Annotated in this window: 26 protein-coding genes and 1 pseudogene; 23 read left to right on the top strand and 4 right to left on the bottom strand. The window is 38.7% G+C overall.

All coding sequences use genetic code 11. From position 1 onward, the window contains the following. The first annotated feature begins 45 nt into the window (after window positions 1-45). The 16 genes from ID165_RS04200 (at window position 46) to ID165_RS04130 (ending at window position 16,222) form a co-directional block, all read left to right on the top strand. Window positions 46-747, top strand: coding sequence for a VIT family protein (locus ID165_RS04200; RefSeq protein ID WP_192349131.1), 702 nt, complete (start codon window positions 46-48; stop codon window positions 745-747). Window positions 748-764: 17 nt separating this feature from the next. Then, window positions 765-1,259 carry a hypothetical protein gene (locus tag ID165_RS04195; protein WP_192349130.1) on the top strand — a complete coding sequence of 165 codons (495 nt, stop codon included), beginning with the start codon at window positions 765-767 and terminating at the stop codon, window positions 1,257-1,259. Window position 1,260: 1 nt separating this feature from the next. Beyond that, the gene (locus tag ID165_RS04190; RefSeq protein WP_192349129.1) at window positions 1,261-2,163 is read left to right on the top strand and encodes a bestrophin family ion channel; all 903 of its coding nucleotides are present in this window, start codon (window positions 1,261-1,263) and stop codon (window positions 2,161-2,163) included. 438 nt (window positions 2,164-2,601) lie between these two features. Beyond that, entirely contained in the window at window positions 2,602-3,195 is a 594-nt protein-coding gene (locus ID165_RS04185) for a TetR/AcrR family transcriptional regulator (RefSeq protein WP_192349128.1), read from the top strand. A 218-nt stretch (window positions 3,196-3,413) separates the two neighbouring features. Next, window positions 3,414-4,169: an SDR family oxidoreductase gene (locus ID165_RS04180; RefSeq protein WP_192349127.1), complete on the top strand. Its 756-nt coding sequence runs from the start codon at window positions 3,414-3,416 to the stop codon at window positions 4,167-4,169. 32 nt (window positions 4,170-4,201) lie between these two features. Further along, entirely contained in the window at window positions 4,202-5,302 is a 1,101-nt protein-coding gene (locus ID165_RS04175) for a zinc-binding dehydrogenase (RefSeq protein WP_192349126.1), read from the top strand. A 121-nt stretch (window positions 5,303-5,423) separates the two neighbouring features. Continuing rightward, window positions 5,424-6,383, top strand: a complete 960-nt coding sequence (locus tag ID165_RS04170; RefSeq protein ID WP_225586979.1) for an alpha/beta hydrolase — start codon at window positions 5,424-5,426, stop codon at window positions 6,381-6,383. A gap of 104 nt (window positions 6,384-6,487) precedes the next feature. Continuing rightward, the gene (locus ID165_RS04165; RefSeq protein WP_192349125.1) at window positions 6,488-7,246 is read left to right on the top strand and encodes an SDR family NAD(P)-dependent oxidoreductase; all 759 of its coding nucleotides are present in this window, start codon (window positions 6,488-6,490) and stop codon (window positions 7,244-7,246) included. Between the two features lie 494 nt (window positions 7,247-7,740). Continuing rightward, window positions 7,741-7,884 (top strand): hypothetical protein, encoded by a 144-nt coding sequence (locus ID165_RS26595; protein WP_225587184.1) that lies wholly within the window; start codon window positions 7,741-7,743, stop codon window positions 7,882-7,884. After that, window positions 7,818-8,006, top strand: coding sequence for a transposase (locus tag ID165_RS04160; RefSeq protein ID WP_225587123.1), 189 nt, complete (start codon window positions 7,818-7,820; stop codon window positions 8,004-8,006). Before ID165_RS26595 ends, ID165_RS04160 begins: the two co-directional genes overlap by 67 nt. Before the next feature lie 306 nt (window positions 8,007-8,312). Continuing rightward, window positions 8,313-9,341 carry an efflux RND transporter periplasmic adaptor subunit gene (locus ID165_RS04155; protein ID WP_192349123.1) on the top strand — a complete coding sequence of 343 codons (1,029 nt, stop codon included), beginning with the start codon at window positions 8,313-8,315 and terminating at the stop codon, window positions 9,339-9,341. A gap of 3 nt (window positions 9,342-9,344) precedes the next feature. Next, window positions 9,345-12,416 (top strand): efflux RND transporter permease subunit, encoded by a 3,072-nt coding sequence (locus ID165_RS04150; RefSeq protein WP_192349122.1) that lies wholly within the window; start codon window positions 9,345-9,347, stop codon window positions 12,414-12,416. Window positions 12,417-12,433: 17 nt separating this feature from the next. Beyond that, entirely contained in the window at window positions 12,434-13,207 is a 774-nt protein-coding gene (locus ID165_RS04145) for a patatin-like phospholipase family protein (RefSeq protein WP_192349121.1), read from the top strand. A gap of 2 nt (window positions 13,208-13,209) precedes the next feature. Then, on the top strand, window positions 13,210-14,559 hold the full coding sequence (locus ID165_RS04140) for a TolC family protein (RefSeq protein ID WP_192349120.1): 1,350 nt from the start codon (window positions 13,210-13,212) through the stop codon (window positions 14,557-14,559). Window positions 14,560-15,063: 504 nt separating this feature from the next. Next, on the top strand, window positions 15,064-15,648 hold the full coding sequence (locus ID165_RS04135) for an SDR family NAD(P)-dependent oxidoreductase (protein WP_192349119.1): 585 nt from the start codon (window positions 15,064-15,066) through the stop codon (window positions 15,646-15,648). Window positions 15,649-15,652: 4 nt separating this feature from the next. Further along, the gene (locus ID165_RS04130) at window positions 15,653-16,222 is read left to right on the top strand and encodes a Crp/Fnr family transcriptional regulator (protein ID WP_192349118.1); all 570 of its coding nucleotides are present in this window, start codon (window positions 15,653-15,655) and stop codon (window positions 16,220-16,222) included. A 342-nt stretch (window positions 16,223-16,564) separates the two neighbouring features. Here ID165_RS04130 and ID165_RS04125 read toward each other — a convergent pair. The 3 genes and pseudogenes from ID165_RS04125 to ID165_RS27055 form a co-directional block, all read right to left on the bottom strand. Further along, a pseudogene (locus ID165_RS04125) lies at window positions 16,565-17,729 on the bottom strand (IS91 family transposase). Further along, window positions 17,681-18,118: a tyrosine-type recombinase/integrase gene (locus ID165_RS04120; protein ID WP_255505149.1), complete on the bottom strand. Its 438-nt coding sequence runs from the start codon at window positions 18,116-18,118 to the stop codon at window positions 17,681-17,683. Before ID165_RS04120 ends, ID165_RS04125 begins: the two are co-directional and overlap by 49 nt. After that, entirely contained in the window at window positions 18,078-18,311 is a 234-nt protein-coding gene (locus tag ID165_RS27055) for a tyrosine-type recombinase/integrase (protein ID WP_370539733.1), read from the bottom strand. Before ID165_RS27055 ends, ID165_RS04120 begins: the two co-directional genes overlap by 41 nt. A 485-nt stretch (window positions 18,312-18,796) precedes the next feature. Here ID165_RS27055 and ID165_RS04115 point away from each other — a divergent pair, with 485 nt between their 5' ends. Together ID165_RS04115 and ID165_RS04110 are read left to right on the top strand one after the other, a co-directional pair. Further along, window positions 18,797-19,138 carry a type II toxin-antitoxin system RelE/ParE family toxin gene (locus ID165_RS04115; RefSeq protein WP_192349116.1) on the top strand — a complete coding sequence of 114 codons (342 nt, stop codon included), beginning with the start codon at window positions 18,797-18,799 and terminating at the stop codon, window positions 19,136-19,138. A 4-nt stretch (window positions 19,139-19,142) separates the two neighbouring features. Beyond that, on the top strand, window positions 19,143-19,469 hold the full coding sequence (locus tag ID165_RS04110; protein WP_192349115.1) for a helix-turn-helix domain-containing protein: 327 nt from the start codon (window positions 19,143-19,145) through the stop codon (window positions 19,467-19,469). A 182-nt stretch (window positions 19,470-19,651) separates the two neighbouring features. Here ID165_RS04110 and ID165_RS27050 read toward each other — a convergent pair whose 3' ends face one another. Next, window positions 19,652-19,849 carry a group II intron maturase-specific domain-containing protein gene (locus tag ID165_RS27050; protein WP_370539732.1) on the bottom strand — a complete coding sequence of 66 codons (198 nt, stop codon included), beginning with the start codon at window positions 19,847-19,849 and terminating at the stop codon, window positions 19,652-19,654. A gap of 1,054 nt (window positions 19,850-20,903) precedes the next feature. Here ID165_RS27050 and ID165_RS27045 point away from each other — a divergent pair. The 5 genes from ID165_RS27045 (at window position 20,904) to ID165_RS04085 (ending at window position 25,739) form a co-directional block, all read left to right on the top strand. Beyond that, on the top strand, window positions 20,904-21,074 hold the full coding sequence (locus ID165_RS27045; protein WP_370539731.1) for a hypothetical protein: 171 nt from the start codon (window positions 20,904-20,906) through the stop codon (window positions 21,072-21,074). Between the two features lie 159 nt (window positions 21,075-21,233). Next, window positions 21,234-21,812 carry a Crp/Fnr family transcriptional regulator gene (locus tag ID165_RS04100; RefSeq protein ID WP_192349114.1) on the top strand — a complete coding sequence of 193 codons (579 nt, stop codon included), beginning with the start codon at window positions 21,234-21,236 and terminating at the stop codon, window positions 21,810-21,812. 78 nt (window positions 21,813-21,890) lie between these two features. Next, the gene (locus ID165_RS04095; RefSeq protein WP_192349113.1) at window positions 21,891-22,364 is read left to right on the top strand and encodes a DUF2147 domain-containing protein; all 474 of its coding nucleotides are present in this window, start codon (window positions 21,891-21,893) and stop codon (window positions 22,362-22,364) included. Between the two features lie 13 nt (window positions 22,365-22,377). Beyond that, a complete protein-coding gene (locus ID165_RS04090; protein WP_192349112.1) occupies window positions 22,378-23,343 on the top strand; it encodes an NAD-dependent epimerase/dehydratase family protein in 966 nt (321 codons plus the stop codon). A 533-nt stretch (window positions 23,344-23,876) separates the two neighbouring features. Beyond that, window positions 23,877-25,739 (top strand): M1 family metallopeptidase, encoded by a 1,863-nt coding sequence (locus ID165_RS04085; RefSeq protein WP_192349111.1) that lies wholly within the window; start codon window positions 23,877-23,879, stop codon window positions 25,737-25,739. Window positions 25,740-25,878 lie beyond the last annotated feature (139 nt).

Genomic DNA, 25,878 nt, shown 5'->3' with positions numbered 1-25,878 from the left:
GCGTAATTTTAAGACGACCGAAATTAACAAAACAAATAAAAGAAAATGATAACAATTGACAACTACTTAGACAGCCATTACATACACCGTAGCAACTGGTTGAGAGCTGCCGTTCTTGGAGCGAATGACGGTATAATTTCAATTTCAAGTCTGGCAATTGGTGTTGCAGCAGCAAGTGCGACAAGAGAACCTACAGTTTTAGCTACAGTAGCAGGACTTGTAGCGGGAGCATTATCAATGGCGGCTGGTGAATATGTTTCGGTAAGTTCACAAACAGACACCGAAAAGGCAGACATCCAAAGAGAAATAAAAGAACTAAAAGAAATGCCAGAAGCAGAACTAAATATTTTGGCTCAAATCTATGAGAAACGTGGACTAAAAAAGGAAACAGCTATGCAGGTAGCCGTTGAACTTACAGAAAAGGACGCATTAGGAACACATATTAGAGATGAATTAGGAATTAACGAAATTAGTCAAGCAAACCCTATACAAGCTGCATTGGCTTCAGGAGCCTCTTTTACAGTTGGCGGAATACTACCACTTTTAGTTGTCCTCTTTGCCCCAGTGAAAGGTATGGAGTATTGGCTCTATGGCTTTACTATCATTTTCTTAATCATTCTTGGAGCAACTTCAGCTAAAACTGGTGGTTCTAGCATTAGAAAAGCTATCTTACGAATTACTATTTGGGGTACAATTGCAATGGTACTTTCTGCGTTAGTTGGTTATCTATTTGGAGTAAATGTTTAATTTTAAAATACAATAATATGAACGGAGCACATTGGCATTTAGTGGTAAATCATTTACCAATCATTTTCCCCATCGTGGGAGTAATTGTAATGATTACAGGACTTGTTTCAAAATCAGAAGCTGTTAAACGAACAGCATTTATGATTTTTATTCTTAGTGCATTAGCTGCAATAGCAGCTATGTCAACTGGTGAAGGAGCCGAAGAAATCGTGGAAAAAATAAGTGGTGTAACAGAAAACTACATCGAAAATCACGAAGAAACAGCTGAAACCTTTGCCTTGCTATCTTATATTTTAGGTGGCATTTCGTTACTTGGTCTTTGGGCAAGTTTTAAGCAAAAATCTTTTTCGTCCATTATTTCAATAGCAGCATTAGTTTTTGCATTTGTGGTATTATTCTTTGCCAAACAGACAGGTACAACCGGTGGTGAAATAAGACATACAGAAATTAGAAGCGGAAACAATTCACCTGCATTAGAAAAGAATAACGCTGAAAAAGACGAAGACGATTAATATGATAAAAACAGAAAAACAAGGTTTATTTCACTTGCTGAAAATTGCGACACCGTTTATTATAATCACAACGGTTTATACAATTTTAGTGCTTGCTCTTGAAGAATATTTTGGTGACCACATATACAAAATATCAGGACAAATAGGTTCAGTATTTGGACTTGCAGTTGCTTTTTTCTTGGGCTTTAGAATGAATTCCGCTTATGACAGATGGTGGGAAGCAAGAAAAATATTTGGTGAATTGACTAACAATACACGAAGTTTTGTAGCAAAACTTTTTGCCTATTACGGTAATGAGCAACATTTCAAAGAAATCAAACAAAATAATCTAAGTCTTAAAGGACGAAAGGTTATAGAGTTAAGCATTTTATACATTAGACAGCTAAAAAATGAGATGCACAATAACGCTCATCCGACATTTGACAGTCAATCTCTTGAACTTATTTCCGAATTTAAAATCAATGCTGATAATAAAATTTCAAATGAGATTTTACTAGCTATTACCAAAGAAATTGAAGATGATTTTGCACCAATAGCCCGAATTGAAAAAGGAGATTTGATGCAGCACATCAATCGTTTTTATGAAATTCAAGGAAAAGCAGAAAGAATAAAGAACACACCATTTTTAATGATTTATAGTGCATTTACTAAATTAATAGTGAGTTTCTATGTAATCCTAATCCCTTTGTTTATTGGTGACATTGACTTAGGTGGCGAAGAAAGTGGTTTTGAGTTTTTAGCTGTTCCAATAATGGTAATAATAAGTACTGCATTTTTGACAATCAACAAATTGGCAAACTTATTTGGCGAGCCATTTTCGGAAAATAAAACATCTGTATCAATAGATGAAATTTGTAAGACAATTGAACAGAATTGTAAAGAAGTATGCGACAAGTTGAAATAAAAACTACGCCTAACAGCGGTTTGGCGTAATGGCGGATTCAGTGCCTCGTATGACAGTTTTGTGGTAGGTTAAAGTGCAGTTCTTCGATTGAGCTTTTGTGCTAAAAATCCGCCACTACGCCAAGCCGCAAAACGTTAGCGGCAATGGTGGACAGACCCTGCAAGACCCGACCGACCTCTGACAGACGACCACGCCCCGACAACTGCTGACACAGAAAAAAATTAAAAAAAGCCCACCGCACAGGAAAAAATTTTTAGCCAACGCCATTGGCACATTTGCAAACCGCACCAAGCCAACCCACCACCCAAAGTTTGCAAAAGAGCCAATCCCATCCCACAAATACAGGCAACAACAAAAAAAGCAAAAAAAATTTGCACAATCAAAAAACTGTTTATACTTTTGTCGAACAAAATACGATTTTAGTCAAAAAGTATGATAATGGAAAAAGAAGAAATTATTGTTCAGGACATCATAAATGGCGCTAAAAAACTAATTCAGCAATATGGTTTAAACAAAACCACCATGGAGGATATTGCAAAGTCGGCTGGTAAGGGTAAAAGCACTTTATACTATTATTTTAAGGATAAAAACGAGATTTTTAATGCGGTTATAAACCTTGAAATGGATGAATTCTTTCAAACTGTTAAGAAAGCTGTTAATAAAGAAACCAACGAAATTGACATGCTAAAGACTTACATCGTAACCAAAATTAAAACCCTACAAGAAAAAACCAATTTATACCGCTTTGCCATAGAAAATGATTTAGAGGGCAGGTTTAATAAAGATTTCACCAATCTTCGGAATAGATATGATAATGAAGAGAAGAATCTTTTGAGTTCTATTTTAAGAAAGGGTGTAAAAGCTAACTTTTTCACTAAAGAAATTACCATGGAAATTGAAACGTTGAGTGAACTTCTGGTAAGTTGCGTAAGAGGTATTGAAATGGATATTTTAATAAACAATAAATTCAAATCATTGGCAGATAAAGCAGAGTTGTTAGTATCTGTTTTAATCAATGGCATTAAGAGATAGAGCAATTTTTTTTTAACCGTATTTCGACCAAAAAACTTATTTAGTCAAAATGTTTTTTATATTAAAATCCTACTGCCAAATTTGTATTCTACTTCTAATGAATATGAAAAACGAAGAATTAATTAAAACAGAAATTTTGCCAATTTCAAAAAAGCACTTGGAGTATAATTTTTAAATACAGATAACAAAATTTAAAATCAAATAAAAATCAAAAAATTATGAAAAAGAAACTTGAAAACAAAGTTGGAATTGTAACTGGTGGTGCTACCGGAATGGGTCGCGCAAGTGCATTAGCCTTTGCTAAGGAAGGGGCCAAAGTAGTTGTTGCTGATGTCGTAGATGCCAGTGAAACTATCCAATTAATTAAAGCAGAAGGCGGCGAAGCCATTTACATTAAATGTGATGTTTCAAAGGAAATGGATGTGAAGTCCATGGTTGAAAAAACAGTATCTACCTATGGTAAATTAGATTTTGCTTTTAACAATGCAGGTATAGAAGGAAAAGTAGCTCCTATAGCTGAAACTACTTCTGAAGAGTTTGATAGGTTGATGAACATCAATTTAAAAGGTGTTTGGCTATGTATGAAATACGAGATTCCGGAAATGCTAAAAAATGGCAAGGGATCAATTGTAAATACGGCATCAGCTGCAGGGTTGGTAGCCGTTCCTACTCTTCCAATCTATGTGGCATCAAAACATGGTGTAGTAGGGTTGACCAAGACCACTGCAGTTGATTATGCAAAACAAGGATTGAGGGTAAATGCTATTTGCCCTGGAGGTATTAAAACTCCGATGTTTGAACGAACCGTAGGAGGAGATAATGTACTTGAGGCCCAAATTGCAGCACAGCAAGTTATTGGTCGTTTGGGAACTCCCGAAGAAATTGCTAATGCGGCTGTTTTTTTATGTTCGGATGATGCCTCTTTTATAACAGGAATAGCACTACCAGTTGATGGTGGTTGGATAGCACAGTAATTTAAAAATTTAAAAATTTAAAAATATCGGAGATGAAAATATCAATAGTAGAAAAAGTAAAAACGCCATTCGTTACCAAAGAAGCAGAGATAGATTCGCCAATGGAACACGAAGTGTTAATTAATGTAAAAGCATCAGGATTATGTCATTCTGATGCCCACTTGCAACAAAATGATTTTGGTTTATATCCTTTTCCTATAGTAATGGGGCATGAACTTGCTGGTGTTGTAGAAAGTGTGGGAAATAGAGTAACAGAGTTTCAGGTTGGTGACCATGTAGTTGGATGTTTAATTCAATATTGTGGAGAATGTGAATCTTGTTTGTCTGGTCATACACATACCTGCCAGCATCCTGAGAAAACACTCAGAAAACCAGGTGATAAACCAAGATTAAGTATGAAAGATGGTAGCAGTTTAACACAGGCTTTCGGTTTAGGAGGTTTTGCTGAAAAAGCACTCGTCCATCAAAATCAATTGGCTAAAATCCCTAAGGAAATGCCCTTTGCTCAAGCCTGTCTTTTAGGATGTGGTACCGTAACAGGAGCTGGTGCCATAATCAATACTGCCAAAGTTCGTCCAGGAGATTCGGTTGCAATAATTGGGGCGGGTGGCGTAGGCTTAAATGCCGTTTCAGGAGCTAAAATAGCTGGTGCTACAACCATAATTGTGGTAGATATTCAGGATGATAAATTAGAGTTTTCTAAAAAATTTGGAGCCACCCATATCATCAATTCCAAAAATGAAGACCCAATTGCTAAGGTTATGGAAATTACCGGAGTTGGAGTAGATGCTGCTTTTGAAGTTATTGGCTTGCCAGTAACATCCAAACAAGCTCTTTCTATGGCAAAACGAGGAGGCAGTGCTTACCTCATTGGTATGCATACTCCAGGAGTTCAAACAGAAGTTGACGGAACGGTCGATTTTATCATACCAGGCAGAAAACTGGAAGGCGTAATGATGGGGTCTTCCAACTTGAAAAGGGATATTCCTATGTATGCCAACCTTTATTTACAAGGACGGATGAATTTAGATGATCTCATTCATCAGGAAATTAACATCGATGATATTCAAAGAGCTTATGATGAGCTTGATGAAGGAAAAATTATAGGACGTTCGGTGGTTACTTCCTTTTAAGCTATTGAAGACACTCTTAAATAATTTTTATTAGACCAAAGTGGCTGTTGTGGGTACTGAATATGGTATCTTCTATTGGAATTTTGAGCTAACAGTCATTTAAAAGATAAATTAGGAACAAATGAAAGTAACTAAAGAAATGGTTCATCAGGATCTAAAGACCCTTTTTTATCCTCTTAAAATTGTAGCGTACTTATTAACCAAAAAATGGGGAATCAAGCTGATGGATCTTCGAACTAAACTTGTTAAAGGCAAAGGTATCGATGGTTTAGATTGTCAAGAAATATTCATACACAGTAATAATAATGGCCCAAAAATTCGAGTAAGAATATTTAAACCTTTAAATCAAAAAGAAAAGTTACCAGTAATGCTATACTGCCATGGGGGCGGATTGGTTATCGGAACTCCTGAAGAGTATAGAAATTATTATGAATCCTTTATTAAAAAGAGACCCTGTATTATAGTAGCCCCAGATTATAGGAAAGCAGTTAATGACCCTTATCCAGCAGCTTTTAATGATTGCTACGATACCTTATTATGGATAAAAGATAATATTGACAAACTAGGAATTACCAAAGACAAATTTATTATTGCCGGGCACAGTGCCGGTGGAGGATTGGCCGCAGCTGTAACCCTAAAAATCAGAGATACCAAGGATGTAAATGTGGCATTTCAAATGCCTATTTATCCTATGATCGATGATAGGGCTATTACAGAATCAGGCAGGGATATGGATGTTCCTTTATGGAATTCCGATTCCAATAATTTTGCTTGGAAATTATATCTAAGAGATTTATCAAAAAGTGGGGCAAAAATACCTTCCTATGCCGCTCCTGCCAGAAATACCAACTATAGAGACCTGCCACCTGCTATAACTTTTGTAGGTGGCTTAGAACCATTTAGAGATGAAACGATAAACTATGTAGAAAGTTTGAAAAGAGAAAACATCCCGGTAATCTTCAAATTTTATAAAACCTGCTACCATGGTTTTGATATTATTCTAGGTAATAAAGGTGTAGGGAAAGATGCTCTTGATTTTACATACAATTCGTATGCAGAATTTTATGATAAATATATATAGTATAATCGTTTAAAGGGGCAAAAAAGACAACACACTCTACTGTGAATGATCTAAGAGTTGTAGCAACATATATAGTAATATTTTAATAATTAAATATAATTAAAATGAATAGATTAGAAAACAAAGTTGCCCTTATAACAGGCGCATCAAGAGGAATGGGAGAAGCCCATGCTAGAGAATTTATCAACCAAGGAGCTAAAGTCATCTTAGCAGATGTCAGAGAAGAAATGGGTGAAGCTTTAGCCAAAGAACTAGGCGAAAATGCACTTTTTGTGAAGCTGGATGTTACCAATGTGAAAGATTGGGAAAATGCAGTAAAACAGGGCGAAGCCAAATTTGGTAATATCAATGTCTTGGTAAACAATGCAGGGATTTTAGGTCCAGTAGCTGGTGTAATGGAACTTAAATATGAAGACTACCTTAAAGTCATTGATATTAACCAGCACAGCATTCTGTTGGGGATGCAAGCTGTCATCCCTTCAATGTTGAAAGCTGGAGTAGGCTCAATAATCAATGTATCATCCATAGCAGGAATTGTTGCCTGTTTTGGATTCCCAAATATTGCTTATATGGCCAGTAAATTTGCTATTAGAGGCATGACCAAAGCTGTTGCCTTTGAGTATGGACCAAAAAACATACGGGTAAACTCCATGCATCCAGGTTTTGTACTTACACCTATGATGATAGAAGCTACCGATAAAGATGCATCCAAAGAAGGAAGAAGTGCTTTAGATGAAATACCGTTGGGTAGAATTTCAGAAACAAGGGATTTAACAGGTATTGTAGTGTTTCTAGCATCAGAAGAAGCCTCATTTATTACAGGGCAAGAACATATTGTAGATGGCGGTATGACCATACATTAATGTAAAGATTAGAATCTTAATACAGTAATTAACACCCCCCATAATAAATATATGAAACTGTTAGAATAGGTTAATTTTGTTATTAGCTACTATTATTTTTTTCTCGCCTCATCAAAAGTCTTATTACGTTCCCTGTAGATCAGATTTTTGTTAGTTGTAAATTCCAAAAAATAGTTTATTAATATTCGAAATGGCTTATTCTAATAGTTTTTATTGGACACTAGAATAATTTACCCGTTGTAATTCTAATTCTATTATTTATAATACTTTATATAGTATCGGAGAACATTTTATGTTCCAGAATTTGCTATAAATAATCCATCTAAAACGATATCCTTGATGATAGAAAACACAGGACATAGTTATTCTTAACCGTTGTACGGTATAGGCAGCGAGCAAGTGTAATTGATGTGCTACTGAAATATATCGGTACATGGCTGCTTTTTTCAGAAAGTTTAGATTTAGAGTAATAATTTTAACGTCAGGAAAAAACAATGAAAAAATCAAGATTTACAGAAACTCAGATTTTAAAGGTGCTGCAGAGCCAGCAGGGAGGCAGTAAAGGGTGGAGATCTGCCGGGAATACGGTATTTCCGAACAGACATTCTATAACTGGAAAAGCAAATATGGCGGTATGACCCTCTCGGAACTTCAGCGGGTGAAGGAGCTGGAATCGGAAAATGCCCGCCTCAAGCGTATCGTAGCAGATCAGCAGATTTCGATTGATATTTTGAAGGAGATCAACTCAAAAAAGTGGTAACACCTTATCAAAAAGAGCGTTGTATTGCTTATATCGTGGAGAAAAGACCGGATGTAAGTTATGCTAAGGTGTGCCGGATAATGGGACGCTCACCAAGTTCAAAATATTATAAAAAACGTATGCCGGAGAAAGATGAAAAAATAACAAGAATAAAGTTTTGGAGGACAAAGCAGGTATGCTGGTTGAAATTTTAATCAAGGGTATAGTCAAAAAAAAAAAGAATGTGCTTTTCGGAGCATTTTTTTTGAGTCAAAAACCGACTAAAAAACGTATTTAGTCAAATAGTAAAATTAAAAAAACAAAACAATGAATAAAGTAAATTATTTAGCATTAGCGGGAATACTTGTATTAGCAAGTTGCTCACACAAAGAGAAGGAGCAAACCGCAGAAAAAAACAATGTAATCAATGTTCAAACGGAACAGCCCACAAGCTACACAGGGCTTATTCAATCGGGCTATTCGGGTGTGGTAGAAGCCCAAAAAACAACAGCTTTAAGTTTTGCCACAATGGGGACAATTACTGAAATATTTGTTGAGGAGGGGCAAAACGTAAGGAAAGGACAGTTGTTAGCCAAAGTCAATGCTTCCAATGCACAAAACGCCTATCAAGTAGCATTAGCAAGCCAGCAACAGGCAGAAGACGCTTACCGGAGAATGAAGCCAATGAAAGAAAACGGCACATTGCCCGAAATAAAATGGATAGAAGTGGAAACAGGTTTGGCACAGGCAAAAGCAGCCGTAGCCATTGCACAAAAAAGCATCAGCGATTGCTACCTGTATGCACCTGCAAGTGGTGTGATTGGAAAGAAAAATGTACAGGCAGGTATGAATGTAGTACCATCAGTGACAGTACTGGAGTTGCTGAACATACAAACCGTTTACGTCAAAATCCCTGTTTCTGAAAACGAAATAAGCCAATTCAAAAAAGGAGAAAATGCACAAATTACTATCACTGCCATTGATAAAACTGTAACAGGAACAATAAAAGAAATTGGCGTATCGGCGGATATTTTATCACATACCTATCCTGTAAAAATTGAAGTTCAAAACACAACAGGCGATATAAAGCCCGGAATGATTTGTTCCGTTCAAACTACCGCACAAGACAAACGTTCGGGCAGTTTAATTTCAAACAAAGCCTTGCAAAACGATGTATACGGCAATCAATTTATCTATGTTGAGCAAAACGGAAAAGCAGAAAAAATAGCTGTAAAAACCATTGCATTGATTGACAACAAAGTTTTGGTACAGGGCGAAGTTCTGCAAAACGCAAACATCATCATTTCAGGGCAACAGAAATTAAGCAACGGCACACCTATCCAAATCATCAAATAAACTATGGAAAAAAGGAATTTCAATATCATAGAATTGGCTATGAAGCATAAGCAAATAGCCATCATCATCACGGCTATTTTAGTACTGTTTGGCGTATTCTCATTGTTGGTAATGCCAAGAAACGAGTTTCCCGAATTTACCATTCGTCAGGGCTTAATCATAGGTGTTTACCCGGGAGCAAATTCAGCACAGGTAGAAGAACAGTTAGCTACCAAAGTGGAAAGTTTTCTGTACGGATTTGAGGAAGTGAACAGGGAAAAAACCTATTCCATTTCCAAAGAGGGAATGTTGATTGTATTTGTAGAAGTAAACAACAGTGTAAAAGACCCCGATGCCTTTTGGGATAAAATAAAATTTGGGCTGAACAATCTGAAAGCTGAATTACCGCCCCAGGTCTTAGCCCTCATTGCCAACAACGATTTCGGTAACACATCAGCTATTTTGCTGACGGTACAATCGGATAGTAAAACCTATAAAGAACTTGACCGTGAACTGAAAGTGATTGAAACCGAATTGCGAAAAATAAAAGCAGTGTCAAAAGTAAAGCACTTTGGCTTAACGCAGGAACAGATTACCATTTATCCCGACAATGATAAGTTGGCTTATTATAACGTAAAACCAATTAGTGTTTTGGCGGCAGCACAGTTGGAGGGAGCAGTTTATTATGGTGGGGAATTAGACAATGCGGAGCAGATAACCCCCATACACATTCCCACTTCTTACAACACAGAAGAAGACATCAAAAACCAAATCGTTTATACCGACCCCACAGGTAATGTTATCCGTGTAAAAGATGTAGCCCGTGTAGTAAGGGAATATCCAAAGCCCGATGCTTACATTAAAAACAACGGCACAACCAGTCTGCTGATTTCATTGGAAATGCAACCTGGCAACAACATTGTTGCTTTTGGTAAAACCGTAGATGAAACTTTACAAACATTAAAAGGTAAAATTTCGCCCGATGTGCAGGTAGCAAAAATAGCCGATATGCCGCAAGCGGTTGGGCATTCCATTACGCACTTTTTAAAGGAATTTGCCATTGCCATTCTTGCAGTAATTATTGTAACAATGTTGTTGTTACCTTTTCGTGTGGCAGCAGTTGCAGGGGCAACCATTCCAATTTCAATTTTCATAACCATAGGTATTTTATATGCGTTGGGCGTAGAGCTGCACACCGTTTCATTGGCAGGTTTAATTGTGGTATTGGGTATGGTAGTGGACAATGCCATTGTGGTTTTAGACGGACATATTGAAAAATTAGACCACAAGGAAACCCCTTGGAATGCCGCTTGGAAAAGTGCCAAAGAATTGTTTGTCCCTGTATTTTCCGCAACAATGGCTATCATAGCTACTTACGTTCCAATGGTGTTTTTCCTTGACGGAATGGTAGGCGACTTTGTAGGTTCGTTGCCTATCACAATCGGTGTAGCATTAATTGCTTCGTTGCTTATAGCTTGTTTGCTTGTTCCCTATATGAGCTATGTATTTATCAAAAAGGGAATTAAAAAAGAAGAAGGTAAAAAGAAGAAAAAATCATTGTTGGACAGTGTACAGGCAGTGTATGACCGTACATTGGAATGGGCTTTTCGTCTTCCCAAAATCACTATCCTGATAGGTGTTGTTTCAATAGCGTTAGGCGTTGCCATTCTTGCATTAGTGCCACGTCAGTTATTTCCGAAAGTGGATAGAAATCAATTTGCCGTTGAAATATATTTGCCGGAGGGAAGTACTTTAGAGCAAACCGCTTTTGTTTCCGACAGTTTGGAACAAATGCTGATGAAAGACAAACGAGTTGTAAATGTAGCTGCATTTGTTGGTACAAGTTCGCCACGTTTCCACACCACTTATGCACCTAATTTTCCCTCAAAAAATTATGCTCAGTTGGTTGTCAATACGCAAACGGCTGATGATGCACTTGCCATTTTGAACGAATATGAAAGTAATTACAGAAATCTTTTTCCGAATGCTTATGTGCGAATGAAACAATTAGACCTGTTGAGTACCACCGCACCGATTGAAGTGCGTATCAGTGGGGATAATTTAGATAGCATTAAAACATTGGCACAGCAGGTAAAAACCATAATGGAAAAGAACGAAAACATTATTTGGGCAAGAACCGATTACCTCAATCAACGACAAGGCGTAAGCGTTCAGATAAACGATGAAATCGCTAACCGATTAGGTTTAACCAAAGGCGTAGTAGCCACATCATTAGCAGCAGGTTTGTCGGGCTTACCAATCGGTACAATATGGGAGGGCGATTATCCTGTAAGCATAAAACTGATGAACGAACCCAATCAAAAAAACAGTTTTGACGACATTGCCAATCAAAATGTAACATCGCCATTAACAGGGGCAACCGTTCCTGTAAGACAAATAGCAACAAGCATTACCAACGATTGGAGCGAGGGGCAAATTATCCGTAGAAACGGCACAAGAACAATTACCGTTCGTGCTGATGTGAAACGTGGTGTATTGCCTTATAAAGTGTTGTCCGATTTAAAAACAGAAATCAAAAAAATATCCAAGTCAGAGCAAACAACCTTATCGTATGGAGGCGAAGAAGAAAGCGAAGTAGAAAACTATATCCCATTGGCTAAAGCGTTGTTTGCAGGTGTGTTGCTTATCTTCTTTATCCTGTTGTTTCAATTCAAAAATCCAAAATTGGTTTTCTTGGTAATGATGACAATGCCGTTGAGTTTTTTGGGTGCAGCATTAGGATTGGTCATTACAGGTTATCCGTTTGGTTTAACTTCTTTTTTAGGCATTATGAGCCTTATGGGTATTGTTGTCCGCAACGGTATTATCCTGATTGATTATGCAGAAGAATTAAGAAGTAAAAACGGAATGTTGCCTTCCAATGCAGCCATAGCCGCAGGTAAACGCAGAATGCGACCCATTTTCCTAACATCATTTGCGGCAGCAGTTGGCGTTGTGCCAATGATAGTAAGCGGCTCTACCCTTTGGGGGCCTCTTGGAGCGGTGGTTTGTTTCGGGTTGTTGGTATCGATGATACTCACGCTGTATATGATACCTGTACTATACAATCAATTATTAAAAAAGAATTACACGTAAAAATTTAAGGGATGATAGTGAACAATAAAATAGGAATTACACTCTCTGGTGGTGGGTTCAGAGGTATTGCACATTTAGGTGTCTTGCAATATCTGAAAGAACTGGAAATCGAGTTAGATGCGGTTTCAGGAGCAAGTGCAGGAGCATTGGTAGGGGCATTTGTCGCTGAGGGTTATACACCACTTGAAATTTTCAGCTTCGCCAAAGAGGAAAAATTCTTCAGCTATTCTGATATATCAGCAAGGAACGGTGGAATATTCAGCACGGATATATTTGAAAAAATTATAAAAAAGTACATCCCCCACGACAGTTTTGAAGCCTTAAAAGTTCCGTTATATGTTTCCGTTACCGATTTAACAAATGCTAAATCTTTGATATTCAATCAGGGGTCATTGTCTTTTGCAGTAAAAGCTTCCTGTTGTTTTCCATTGGTTTTCCAACCTGTATTGTACAGAGAAGACACCTATCTGTGTGATGGAGGCTTACTGAACAATTTTCCCGTAGAACAGATAAAAGCAACCTGTAATAAAAGTATAGGAATTAATATCAATCCCATTAACAAGGCAGAAGGCAGATTGGGTTATAAGGAAATAGTAGGCAGAATTATTCGCATTACTACGTCAAGTATAAAAGCAGATGCCAGTAGTAACTGTGATGTATATATGCAACCCGATGAAATCAATCGCTTTGGCACATTCGACACCAATAAATCAGACGAAATTTACCAGTTCGGTTATGAATATGCCCAAACATTTGAAAAAGAATTACTAACAATTAAAAAGAAAATGTAACAATGAGAAAAATAATCACAATAGCTGTTGTTATCATATTTTCGGCAACAGCATACAGCCAGACAACATTAACGTTGGAAGAAAGCAAAACACTTGCGCTGAAGAATAACAAAGCATTACAAAACAGTTCGTTGGAAGTAGAAGCAGCACAGCAGGTAAAGAAAAATGCTTACACCAACTATTTCCCGAAAGTGAGTGCCAATGTGTTCGGATTTCAGGCAATCAATCCACTAATTGAATACAAAATGGGAGGTGGCAACCTGCCTGTATATGATGGCAATCCTGCCAACTTGCCCACAGCAACGCAGTTTGCCTATTTCCCCGGAATGGAATTAAGTATGATGCAGCGAACAGCAATAGGTGTTTTGAACATTGCACAACCCATATATGCAGGTGGCAAAATAACCACAGGCAACAAATTGGCAGCCCTTAATGTAGATGTGAAAGAAAAGCAACAACAACTAACCGAAAATGATGTGTTGCTTAAAACCGAACAACAATATTGGCAACTGATTTCCTTGCAGGAAAAACAAAAAACGCTTGAAAAATACGAACTTTTATTAAAAGACATTCGCAAACAGGTAGATGATGCTTTTAAATCGGGTTTGATTATTAAAAACGATGTGCTGAAAGTTCAAATAAAGCAAAGTGAATTAGAAGCGAATAAAAATAAATTGCTCAATGGAAAGAAATTAGCCACAATGCAATTCTGCCAAACCATAGGAATACCGTATGACAGCACATTGATATTACAGGAAGTAATTGATGTAAGCCAAAGCCCCAATCAATATTACACCGATAACCAAACGGCATTAAGCGGTAGAACGGAATATCAGTTGTTGGAAAAATCGGTAGAAGCCACACAATTACAAACTAAAATGAAAACAGGTGACTATATGCCCACCGTTGCAGTTGGATTGGCAGGTTATCATATCAATATGTTGGAAAAAGGAGCGAACAATATTACTAATGGATTAGCTTATGTTTCCCTTTCTATTCCAATATCCGATTGGTGGGGCGGTAGCTATGCCATTAAAGAGCAGAAAATAAAACAACGGATTGCAGAAAACACATTTAAAGACACCAAAGGTTTATTAAACCTGCAAATGGAAAAGGCTTGGACAGACGTAAACGAAGCGTGGAAGCAAATAGCCATTATGAAAGAAACAACCATACAAGCGGAAGAAAATTTAAAAGTAAGCCAAACAGGCTACAATAGCGGTGTAGTAACCCTATCCGATTTGTTGGAAGCACAAGCATTAGTAACCGAAACAGCCGATAAACTGACAGAAGCACAAACGCAATATAAATTGGCAGTTACTACTTATTTGCAGGTAACGGGGCGGAAATAGAAACTGCCGACACACAGGGACAAGCACATTTGCAAGTCGCACAAGCCGACACACAACCAAAACTTGCAAAAGAGCTTGCCCCTTTTCCGACACGATATAAAATTTTTCCTTCCCTTTTTTTTAAATTTTTCCCGACACACAACCCAACATACACAACAACGCTGACAACGACAGACCACGCAGAACCACAGCCGCTAACAAGGGCTTGGTGAAATGCGGGGTGAAGTGTTTCGTATGAACATTATTGCTAAATTTGAATTTCGGTGCTTCGATTGAAGTGTAGTGCTAAAAGTCCCGCACTTCGCCAAGCCCCGAACCGTTAGTGGCAATGGCAGGGCTACCCCAACCAACAGCAGAACCCGACCAATTGAAACAGCAAAATTTTAAATGACAATAGAGCTAAGCTCACCCCACCACGCAAAACTCACTTTTTGCCAAATGACAAATAATTCCATTTTTTATTGAGCCAATTTTGCACCATCAATAATTTAAAAAAAATAAAAAATGGCAAAGACAGTCTTAGTAACAGGTGCTTCGGCAGGAATTGGAAAAGCAACAGCAATTTATTTAGCACAAAACGGTTATAACGTTGACGGTGCAGCACGTTTAATACAATTGGCACTGCCCACTATGCGAAAAAACAACTATGGTAAAATTGTAAACATTTCATCGGTTGGTGGTAAAGTTACCTTGCCAATGGGCGTATGGTATCACGCAAGCAAATTTGCCATCGAAGGATTGAGTGATGCACTTCGCAAAGAAGTAAAATCCTTTGGAATTGATGTAATAGTAATTGAGCCAGGCGGCACAAAATCTGAAATGACAGGACTTGGAACTGAATATATGACAAGAGTTTCGGGGAATTCCGAGTATAGTTCTTTGGCGAAAGGCGTAATCAATATGTATGCAAAAGTAGAGAAAAATGCTGCCGACCCAATTGTCATTGCAAAGCTTGTCAAACAAGGCATTGAAGCAACTCATCCGAAAACAAGGTATGTTGGTGCTTCGGGAGCAAAAATGATGTTATTTTTCAGAAAAATTTTGTCGGATAAACTATTTGACAAAATGATAATGAGCCAAATGAAATAAAACTATGGAAGCACTTTTCAATTATTTATTACAATTCGGAAATTTAAACAAACAGCAAATTGACTTCATTTCAAGCAAGTCAACGGAATTAACACTTCGCAAAGAAGACTATTTTTCAGAAGCAGGCAAAATTGCGAAACAAGTTGGGTTCATTTTGGACGGCATTCTTCGGGTTTGCTATTACAACAACAAAGGCGAAGAAATCACCAAGTATTTTATAAACGAAAACAATTTTGTTGTAGACCTGGACAGCTTTGATAACAAAATTCCTTCTTCAGGATATGTGCAAGCTGTGACGGACTGCAAACTAATTGTATTTCCCAAACAAAATTGGGAAGAAATTGCCAATACCATTGTTAGTTGGGAAAGTATTGTAAATAAAATAGTCAAAAAATCATTAATACAAAAGATAGAGAGAAGAAGTCCCTTGGTTTCGGAAGATGCCACAACCCGCTACTTGGCGTTTATAGAGAAATACCCGCAACTTGCCAATCGTATTCCGCTTTCCTATTTGGCGTCCTACTTGGGGGTTACGCAATCTTCGTTGAGCAGAATTAGGAAAAATATCCGTTAATTTTCCTTCTCCTCTTTTTATTTTTTCAGTAGATAAGAAGCGTAACCAGACACGGCTGACAACGGACGACTGAAAGCCACAGCCACTTTCAACTAGGTTTTCGTTGCGTGCGTAGCACGAACAATGAAACCGCTGTTGCACGGAACCAGAAAGGTTCTTATGGGGATTGAGTAAGGTTTTTCAGGTGTTATTGTAAATGAAATTGACCTAAAAATGGGATGTCAGCTTCCCTTCTGTCTTCAAAAGTTTGATTTTTTATAATTCATATTCCCTTCCAGCCCTGTTTTGAATGGAATTTTTTATGAGTAGGGCATGGCTATCCAGACCCAAGCATTTTGGGATTTAAAAAGTGGCTTTCTTAGGAAGGTATTTGCTTTTTGGTGGTCCTCGTTTGGGGATCCGCTGTATGCTGATAATGGATTCTTTGTCACAGCAAGCACAATACCTTGGATTGTAGGTTTCCAAAACTCTTTTTTCCTTTTCAGGTGGAAGACTTCCAAGTTCCTGATGGATCAGTGGAATGCTCACTGCTTTGGCCGAACTTCCAAGAATGCCAAAGTGCCGGATCCGTACCAATCCTTTGGGTAAGATGTGCATGGAAAACCTTCTGATAAACTCCAGATTATCCAGAGTCATTTCCAGCTTCTGGGCTCCCTGACGGTAATCTTTGTAACTGAAGTTGATTTTTTGTTCGTCTATATCCAGAATACGGTGGTTGGAGATGGCGACCTTGTGGGTGTATCTACCTAGGTATTCCAGCACCGCTTTGGGATGTCCGAACGGCCGTTTGGCGAAGACAACCCATTCTTTTTGGAACAGTGCACTGATCAGTTCCTTATCGGGATTGATTCTGGATTTTAGTGCTTTTACGTACTTGGCCCGGAATATCTTGCTCATAGCCTTCACCGGAAAGAGATATTTGCCTTTGCTTTTGGCTGTTTTCCACTTTCCTTTTTTCGTCAGCCCACCTCCCGGTACGATGCAGTGCAGATGGGGATGAAGGGACACCGTCTGTCCCCATGTCTGTAGAATGGCAATCATCCCGGCTTTTGCACCTAGATGCTTTGGGTCTTTGGCAAAGCATGACACCGTCTGCCAGGCGGCTTCAAACAAGCTATCATAAACCACCTTGGGTTGATGCAACGCCAGTTGGTTTAAGGTATCCGGCAAAGTAAATACCACATGAAAATACGGTACAGGAAGCAGTTCTGCTTCACGTTTGGCGATCCAGTCCTCCCTGTTTTTACCCTGACACTTCGGGCAATGTCTATTCCTGCAGCTATTGTAGCTTATTCGGATGGTGCCGCATTCGGTACATGCATCCATGTCCGCCGAGATCTGCAGTTCGGCAGCGTCTTAGGGCAGAGAGTGTCCGTAGCTGCCAGCCGTTAATATGGGGATGCTTTTCTACCTCAGTCCAGTGTTGCCTAAATACATGAGCCACTTCAAAGTGGGCTTTCACTTTCTGGACAGATAGAGTCTGTCCAGGGGACTGAAGGCACGGCATTTTTCTGTCTGGGCGACATGCAGATAGATCATGGTGGTGTCGATGCATTCGTGTCCCAGCAGATCTTTAATGGTCAGAATATCCAGTCCTTCCTCTAGCAGGTGGGTAGCGTAGGTATGCCGGAGCGTGTGGACGTTCATAGGTTTGAGAATCCCTGCTTTCTTTTTAGCTTCATTTACCGCCCACTGCACCCCTCGCTGGGAGTAACGGCCGTCAAAGTCTCCCCCGGCACGACCGATGATCTGTTCACCTTTACTGTTGAACAGCCACTCAATGGGCTGTTCAGCTTCCAGATAAGTCTTAATTCCACGGATCAGGATGTCTGCTAAAGGAACGTATCGGTCTTTTTTACCTTTGCCATCCTTTAACGTGAAGTATCTTTCGATCAAAGTCCAGGTCGGCAATCCTGAGATTCCTGACCTCAAAGCAGCGGAGTCCACAGCCGTAAAGCAAGGCTATCAGGATGTGGTGTTTGAGCAGTTTGGGAGCTTTGAGAAGCTTTCGCACTTCTTCCTGGCTGAGAACGGCCGGAAGCTTCTTACTCCGCTTGATGGTAGGCAATTCGATCCGTTTGTCCTTCATCCCTTCGATGCGGTATGCGAATCTTAGAGCATAAACAGTAAATTTAAAGTAGGACTCTGAAGGGGTATGATGACTCCGTTTGACCAGATGCAGGTAATCGTTGACCCGGTCAGGGTCCACTTCAGTGGGTAGTTCGTTGAAGTGGATGGCCGGTTTTGCCAGACGTCTCGCATAGTTTGACAGCGTACTTTTGCTTTTTCCGGCAACAACAACTTTTTGTTCAAACTTGGCAAGTAGTTCCGCAAAACCTGCTACATTAGAACAGGCAGTCTGGAGGAGATTTTCTTTTTTTTCATGATTGATATGAGGTTAAGATTGAATTAAAAAGTTACCTCTTTCTGACTGCTCTTGAAACTACCGCAGGTTTAGTGCAACATGGGGTGTGCGTCAGCTTAGAAAACCGAACCGACAGAAATAATCAGGACTTTGGTTTCTAAATATAGAAACTTTGTTTATCTTTGTGACGTTTAACAAGACAATATTGAATGAAGTATTTTGAAACCAAATTTTTAGCAGAAGCAGACGAGTTCATTTCAAAACTTGACTCCAAGACTATCAAGAAAATCTTTTACAATATTGACCTTGCTGAACAAACAAATGACCCAAAACTTTTAAAAAAACTTCAAAATGATATTTGGGAATTTCGGACAAAATACGCAGGACTTCAAATCAGACTTCTTGCATTTTGGGACAAGACTGATAACAAAGAAACTTTGGTAGTAGCGACCCACGGTTTTATAAAAAAGGTTGACAAAGTTCCGAAAAACGAAATTGACCGAGCAGTTAGACTTAAAGACAATTATTTCAACAACAAACAAAAAAAATAAAGATATGGCAACTAAAGAAATCAAAACTTATTCGCTTGCCGAAATGAAGGACAAGTATATCGGCAAAGTTGGTACAGCTGACCGAGACGAATACGAATACGAACTTCGTATGGACGTTTTAGGGAAAATGATAAAGTCTGCAAGACAACAAAGACACTTGACACAAGAAGAACTTGGAAAACTTGTTGGCGTACAGAAAGCTCAAATTTCAAAACTTGAAAGCAGTGCCAATAGTGCGACAATTGACACCATTTTGAAAGTGTTTAAGGCATTAAAAGCAGAAATAAACTTTAACGTAAAACTTGAAGACAACTTTGTTAAACTCGCTTGACAATAGAGAAAGCCGAACGCACAGTCGAGTAGGTAAAGGGGAATTCCACCCCTAAACCTCTCACAGAACCGTATCCCGACACGCTTTGCTATCGGGACAGGCAGTGAACCTCCCAATTCATACGGCTCTTATTATGCAGTCGGTATTAGTCCACTAGACTAACTTGTAACCCAACCTCAGTGCTAGAACAGGTTTGGATAGGAGACAGTAACCTGTCTAAGCCATTTTACTGCTTTGGCCTTGCTTCCTTTGAAGCTTTTGTACTTGTTCAGAATCCATCTGATCATTCGATGGTGCAGGTAATAAAACACAGGCCTTAAACTTCTGCGACTAATTTTTCCGTAATAATCCACCCATCCTCGGATCTTTGGATCCAGCATTGTAGCCAAATCCTGAATACCCCTTTGGTTTTGTTATGAAAATTTAGCTTTCGGAGTTTTCCGTTGATACGTACTTTGGACTTTCGGCTCATCTTACAATCAAACTGCAGATAACTTCCCCCACTTCTCAATTTATAGCTTACACAGCACACATCGAGTAGACGGCCCCGCCAGATCTCTCTGACGAGGTGCGCCTACGCCACGGCGCACAGGTCTCACCACCGTAAGTACGGGTTTCGTACCCTCCCGCATGCCCGGCTCATCGCTAAAATGACCTAAAGAGGTCATTTCTTAACGCTCTGCCCCAGTTCACCGGATTGTAGGTTGTGTTTTGAGGGAATAGGAAAGCATCGATTCGTAGCCTTTTCTTCTCAGGCGTGACAGAGTTATTGTAATAATCAAAATCGGACTTTGATCCGCCGCGGCGGACCATACACCTTTTCTGCCTCCCCTGCTTCCCGGCTCCTTCACTACCATAGCTACCCGCAGCATGCCCCCTCACTAAAATCTTCCACAGGAAGATTTCTTGACGTTCGGCTCTCCTTTGACTCCTTTCTGATACGTCGAAACAAATGCATGGCCCAATCTAATGAAGTTTAGTGCTGAAAAGCCCTTCCTTCGCAAAGCGGCAAAACGTTATGCCTCATGCTAGCAGTCAGGAAAGAACAGGAGTAAAAATTACCATCAATTTGTCAACGAGTGTAATAATTCACCATACTTACCCGTATTGAATTTATAAGTGTAATATTTACCTTTGTTTTATACCTGATTTTGACCGAAATACCCCTTTTAACGACCTCCCTTTACTGCCTCCCAAATTTGAGTTGGAGACTAAAAAAGTGCTGTTAAAGACAATTTCAGCAAAAGGAATGTAACAGAGAACAATGCGTGGGAAGAATATCTCTTATACATGCTGGATATGGTTGAAGTAACCGCAATGAATGGTCTGAAGAGATTAGAACAAATAATTCCGTTGATGGATACCATGTCTGAGAAAATTAAAAGAGACTTACCCAAAGTCTATTCAAAGGATTTGATAGAAGTACTATTTTAATTGCCATATACTAAAAGACAGTTTTTAATAGATGCCGGATTAGGCTCTCCAAAAACTGTTGGTAATTATCTCCATGATTTAGAGGAAAACAAGTATTTAAAATCAATAAAGATTGGCAAAGAAAAATTATACTTGAATTACCAACTCATGAAAATATTGGAAACGAAATAAAAAGCACGAAGGCATAACAGCACCTGCAAGAAATTGGCGGTTCAGTGGTTAAATGAAGTTCAGTTTTTCAATCAAACATTAGTTTTGTTCTTCTAAATCGCCACCTTCGGGTAGCTGCAAAACGTTGTAGACAATTTAAAAGACAACCACTCAATAAAAATGACAGAGCAATTTTTCATATACACCGACAAATTTGTAAACTTTTCTCAAACAGACAGAGAAAGGCTTGAAACGGCAATGAAATTTAGAGAAGTCAGTCCAAAAACAGAATTGGTTTCCTTTGACAAGCAAACAGACGAGTTGTTTTTTCTACTCAAAGGTTGTATCAGGAAATATTACACAAAAGACGGTGAACAAATCACTATTTACATAATGACTGAGAATAACTTTATTGGAGCATTTGACAGTTTCATTACAGGAAAAAAAAGCAATGAAACCATTGAATGTCTTGAACCTTGCGAACTACTGATTTTGAAAAAGGCAGATTTAGACCGGCTTTACAAGAAAATTCCTTTGATGAACGAGTTTGTGAGAAAAATTTTAGAGCAAACGCTCATTCAGTTTCAACAGGCTCTGACTTCTTTCATTTTAGACAGCCCAGAAGAACGATATACAAAATTGCTGTCTCAAAATCCTGAAATCCTGCAACGTGTTCCGCAACATATGCTTGCTACCTATTTGGGAATTACCGCCACATCATTGAGTCGTATCAGAAAAAGAATTTTTGAGAAGGCGTAGCGTTTCTTGTCTTTTGTAAACGTTTTTTACCTCAATCGCCTACCAACTTTGCATTGTAAAATTTAAACAATTCAAAGTATGGACCACATCATTTTCGGATGGAGCAGCCTCAATAAAGGCAAACTCGCCGCATTGCTCATAGGCTTTCTATTTCTAAGCCTGACACTTACTGCCCAATCTTCCAAAACCGCCATTGTAGGCACTTGGCTCAACCAAGAAAAAGCTGCCAAAGTTGAAATCTATCAACAAGGTGAAAAGTTCTTTGGTAAAATCATTTGGCTTAAAGAACCAAAAGAAAGTGGCAAACCCAAAACCGACAACAAGAACCCCGACAAATCAAAACACAACGACCCAATCATAGGATTGGTCATGTTGAAGAATTTTGAGTTTGATGGTAAATCCACCTGGGAAAACGGTACCATTTACGATGCACGAAGTGGAAAGACCTATTCGTGCTATTTGACACTGAAAGCCGACAATACACTTAAAGTTCGTGGCTATGTAGGTATTTCACTATTCGGTCAAACCAACATTTGGACAAAAACCAACTAAAATCTACAAAGCAATGAAGCAAGTATTTGTAACGGGCGGTTCGGGTTTTGTAGGGCAAAATCTAATCCCAATGCTGATAGAAAACGGCTACAAAGTAAAAGCGTTAGCACGTTCGGCACAAGCCATTCAAAAGGTAGAGCAATTAGGGGCTACAGCCGTAAAAGGCGATTTAAATGATAAACAAACTTTGGAAAATGGCGTAAAAGATTGTGCTTCGGTATTTCACTTAGCAGCTTCTGTTGATTTTTTTGCTTCTGAAAAAGAACTCAAAAAACTGCACGTTGATGCCACTGAACTTCTGTTGGAAGTTGCCCAAAATGCCAACGTTCAGAGGTTCGTGTATTTAAGTGCCGCTTCGGTAATTATGAATGGTAAACCAATCGTAAACGCTGACGAAACTTTTGTTTCAGACAACATTATTGACGGCTATTCACGAACAAAACTGCAAGCAGAAAAATTGGTATTGAAAGCAAACAAAAAAAACTTTCAAACCATTGCCGTAAGACCACCATTGGTGTGGGGCAAAGGCGACCCTAATACATTGGTTGGTGTTATGGAAGCTACTAAAAAAGGAAGAATGCAATTTATTGACGGAGGCAAACACCATTTAGTAACCTGCCACGTTTTAAACGTTTGCCACGCTTTAATCTTAGCTGACCAATCAGAGCAAAACGGCAAAACCTATTTTATTACAGACGGTGAAACACCTGTATTCAAAGACTTTATTAAAAAGTATGTGGCTACGCAAGGCGTAACTATTCCTGACAAAACTGTTTCGTTGGCAATGGCAAAACGTGTGGCGACTGTAATGGAATTTGTATGGAAAATAGTTAATTTGAAAGGACACCCGCCACTTTACAAAGGGCTTGTAAATGTATTGGGTGTAGCCTTTATTACAAACGACAGCAAAGCAAGAAAAGAACTCGGCTATAAAACATTTGTAACAATTGAGCAAGGACTTGACCTAATGAGAAAATGAAAAACTGCCGCCAATCGAGTAGGTAAAGGGGAATTCCACCCCTAAAACTCTCACAGAACCACATCCCGACACGCTTTGCTATCGGGACAGGCAGTGAACCTCTCGATTGTTCATGAGAGATTATATGCTATGGTATTCACGAAGCAATTGTTTTTCATTGGTGTTCATGAATGCTTCGTATTTCACCCTCTGGAATAATTTGATATCTTCGATACAGGATGCCCATGCCAGGCACACCCCATGTATAGCTCATTGCAATGAATTCCTCATCGAAATTCATTGCAATTTGCTATCTTTCGTTCACGGCGGAAATCCTTGCGGATTTCCCGCAACCAGCCGTACACAAAAACCATAATGCCCAATTTGGAAAATTTTGTTTTATTCTGAATTTAATAAATCATAACACTTTACTTTTGGCTCTTGTATTCAAAAATCAAGGATAGGGATCTAGCAATAGTAAATGCTATTAATGTTATGATTTTTTACTGCCCATATACGTGTATTTTAATACTAAAGTGCTAAATAATAATTGAATGATATCAATTAAATACTTAACTATCATATTGATTCTTACTAGTCATTTTTGCTTTTCTCAAGCTAGTTTACCCATACCAACCAATTTTAAAGCAGCCTATGAAAGGGACACAAGGGATAAGGCCGGCATTCCTGGTAAAAATTACTGGCAAAATGCAGCTGATTACCATCTTAAGATCAAATTCAATCCTGCCACCCGCTTACTTCAGGGTAGGGTTAGCATAGACTACTCCAACAATAGCCCGGATACCCTGCATCAGGTTGTTTTTAAGTTATTTCCGAATTTATATCAGGCAGGCGCCATCCGTAAAATTCCTGTTTCGCCAGAAGATGTAAGCCAGGGTGTGAAAATCCAATCGATACAAATCAATAACCAGTCACCGGCTCCGGAAAATTTCAGGATTAGAGGTACCAATATGACGGTTAGGGATGCCTATATACTGCCGGGACAAAAAGCTCAGTTTGAAATCACCTATGCTTATGAGTTAAACAAAAATTCTTTTATACGTACAGGGCAAGTGGATTCCGGAGCTTTTGTGATTGCTTACTTTTTCCCACGCATTGCTGTGTATGACGACATAGATGGCTGGGATGACTATCCGTATACCGGTAGAGAAGAATTTTATAATGACTATGGGGATTTCAGAGCTGAAATTACTGTTCCTGACAATTACCAAATTTGGGCCACAGGTGATCTGAAAAATCCTGATTCGGTGTACGAACCTGAATTTGTACAACGCATTCATAAAGCATCTGTAAATGATGAGATAACTGATATCATTACAACCTCGGACCTGCAGAAAGGAAATATAACGCAAAAACATGGATGGAACACATGGATATTTGAGGCCGAAAATGTAAGTGATTTTGCATTTACTGCCAGCAACCATTATATATGGAAAGCCTCCAGTGTTGCGGTTGACACTGTTTCAAAAAGGCGCACTCGGGTAGATGCCGTTTTTAATCCCGATCATGTAGCATACTTGCCGGTGGTAAATTATGCACGTACATCTGTTTCGCTAATTTCCCATCAATTTCCGGGGGTACCTTTTCCATATGCCCACATAACTGTTTTTGAAGGATTGGATGCGATGGAATATCCTATGCTGGTGAATAATCTCCCGTTCGAAGAAAGTGATGCAGTCATGTTTACCATCCATGAAATTTTTCATTCTATTTTCCCTTTTTATGTAGGCAGCAATGAAACGAAATATTCTTTTATGGATGAAGGTTGGGCAACTTTAACAGAGTTTCTGCTTTATCCTTTTTTTGATGTCGCTTATCCTCTTGAATACGATATGAGCGATGTGAATAATACGGCAGGCATGGACCAGGATATCCCCATCATCACTCTTACCCCTCAATTATATGGCAAGGCTAGGTATGCCAATAAAGATCTTAAGCCTGCCCTAGGATTTCTTTATGTGAAAGAAATGCTTGGTGACAACCTGTTTAATACTGCTTTGAAATTTTATATAGATCAATGGAAAGGAAAACACCCTACACCTTATGATTTTTTTAATTGTTTTAATAAAGGGGCTGGGGTAGACTTAAATTGGTTTTGGAAGAATTGGTTTTTTGAGAAGAATGTCCCCGATCTGGCTATCGGTGAAGTAAAACATAACCGGTTAAGTTATACAGTAGTCATTAAAAAAATTGGAGATGCAATTGTACCTGTTCATCTAACTATTATCTATAAAGATGAAACGCAGGAAGTAATTCAAAAAGACATTAGCTGTTGGGCTAAAGGCAACACATCTATACAGCTAGAATTCAATGCAAAAAAACCAGTGAAAAAATTGGTTTTGGGATTAGATTATGATGTAGATGTTAACTTGGAAAACAATATGATCAGCTACTAGTCGCCGTGAAAAGAATAAGCACATCAAATAAGCCGGCCTGAGTCAAATGGCTCAGATTTAGGTTCTCTGACCACTGTACATACATGAGCTACGCCGGGTACACACAGGCGTTATATGACATTTTAAGACGACTACTGCT

Origin of the sequence: Algoriphagus sp. Y33 (assembly GCF_014838715.1) — a bacterium.
Lineage (GTDB): Bacteria > Bacteroidota > Bacteroidia > Cytophagales > Cyclobacteriaceae > Algoriphagus.
This window is presented reverse-complemented; position numbering and strand designations above follow the sequence as displayed.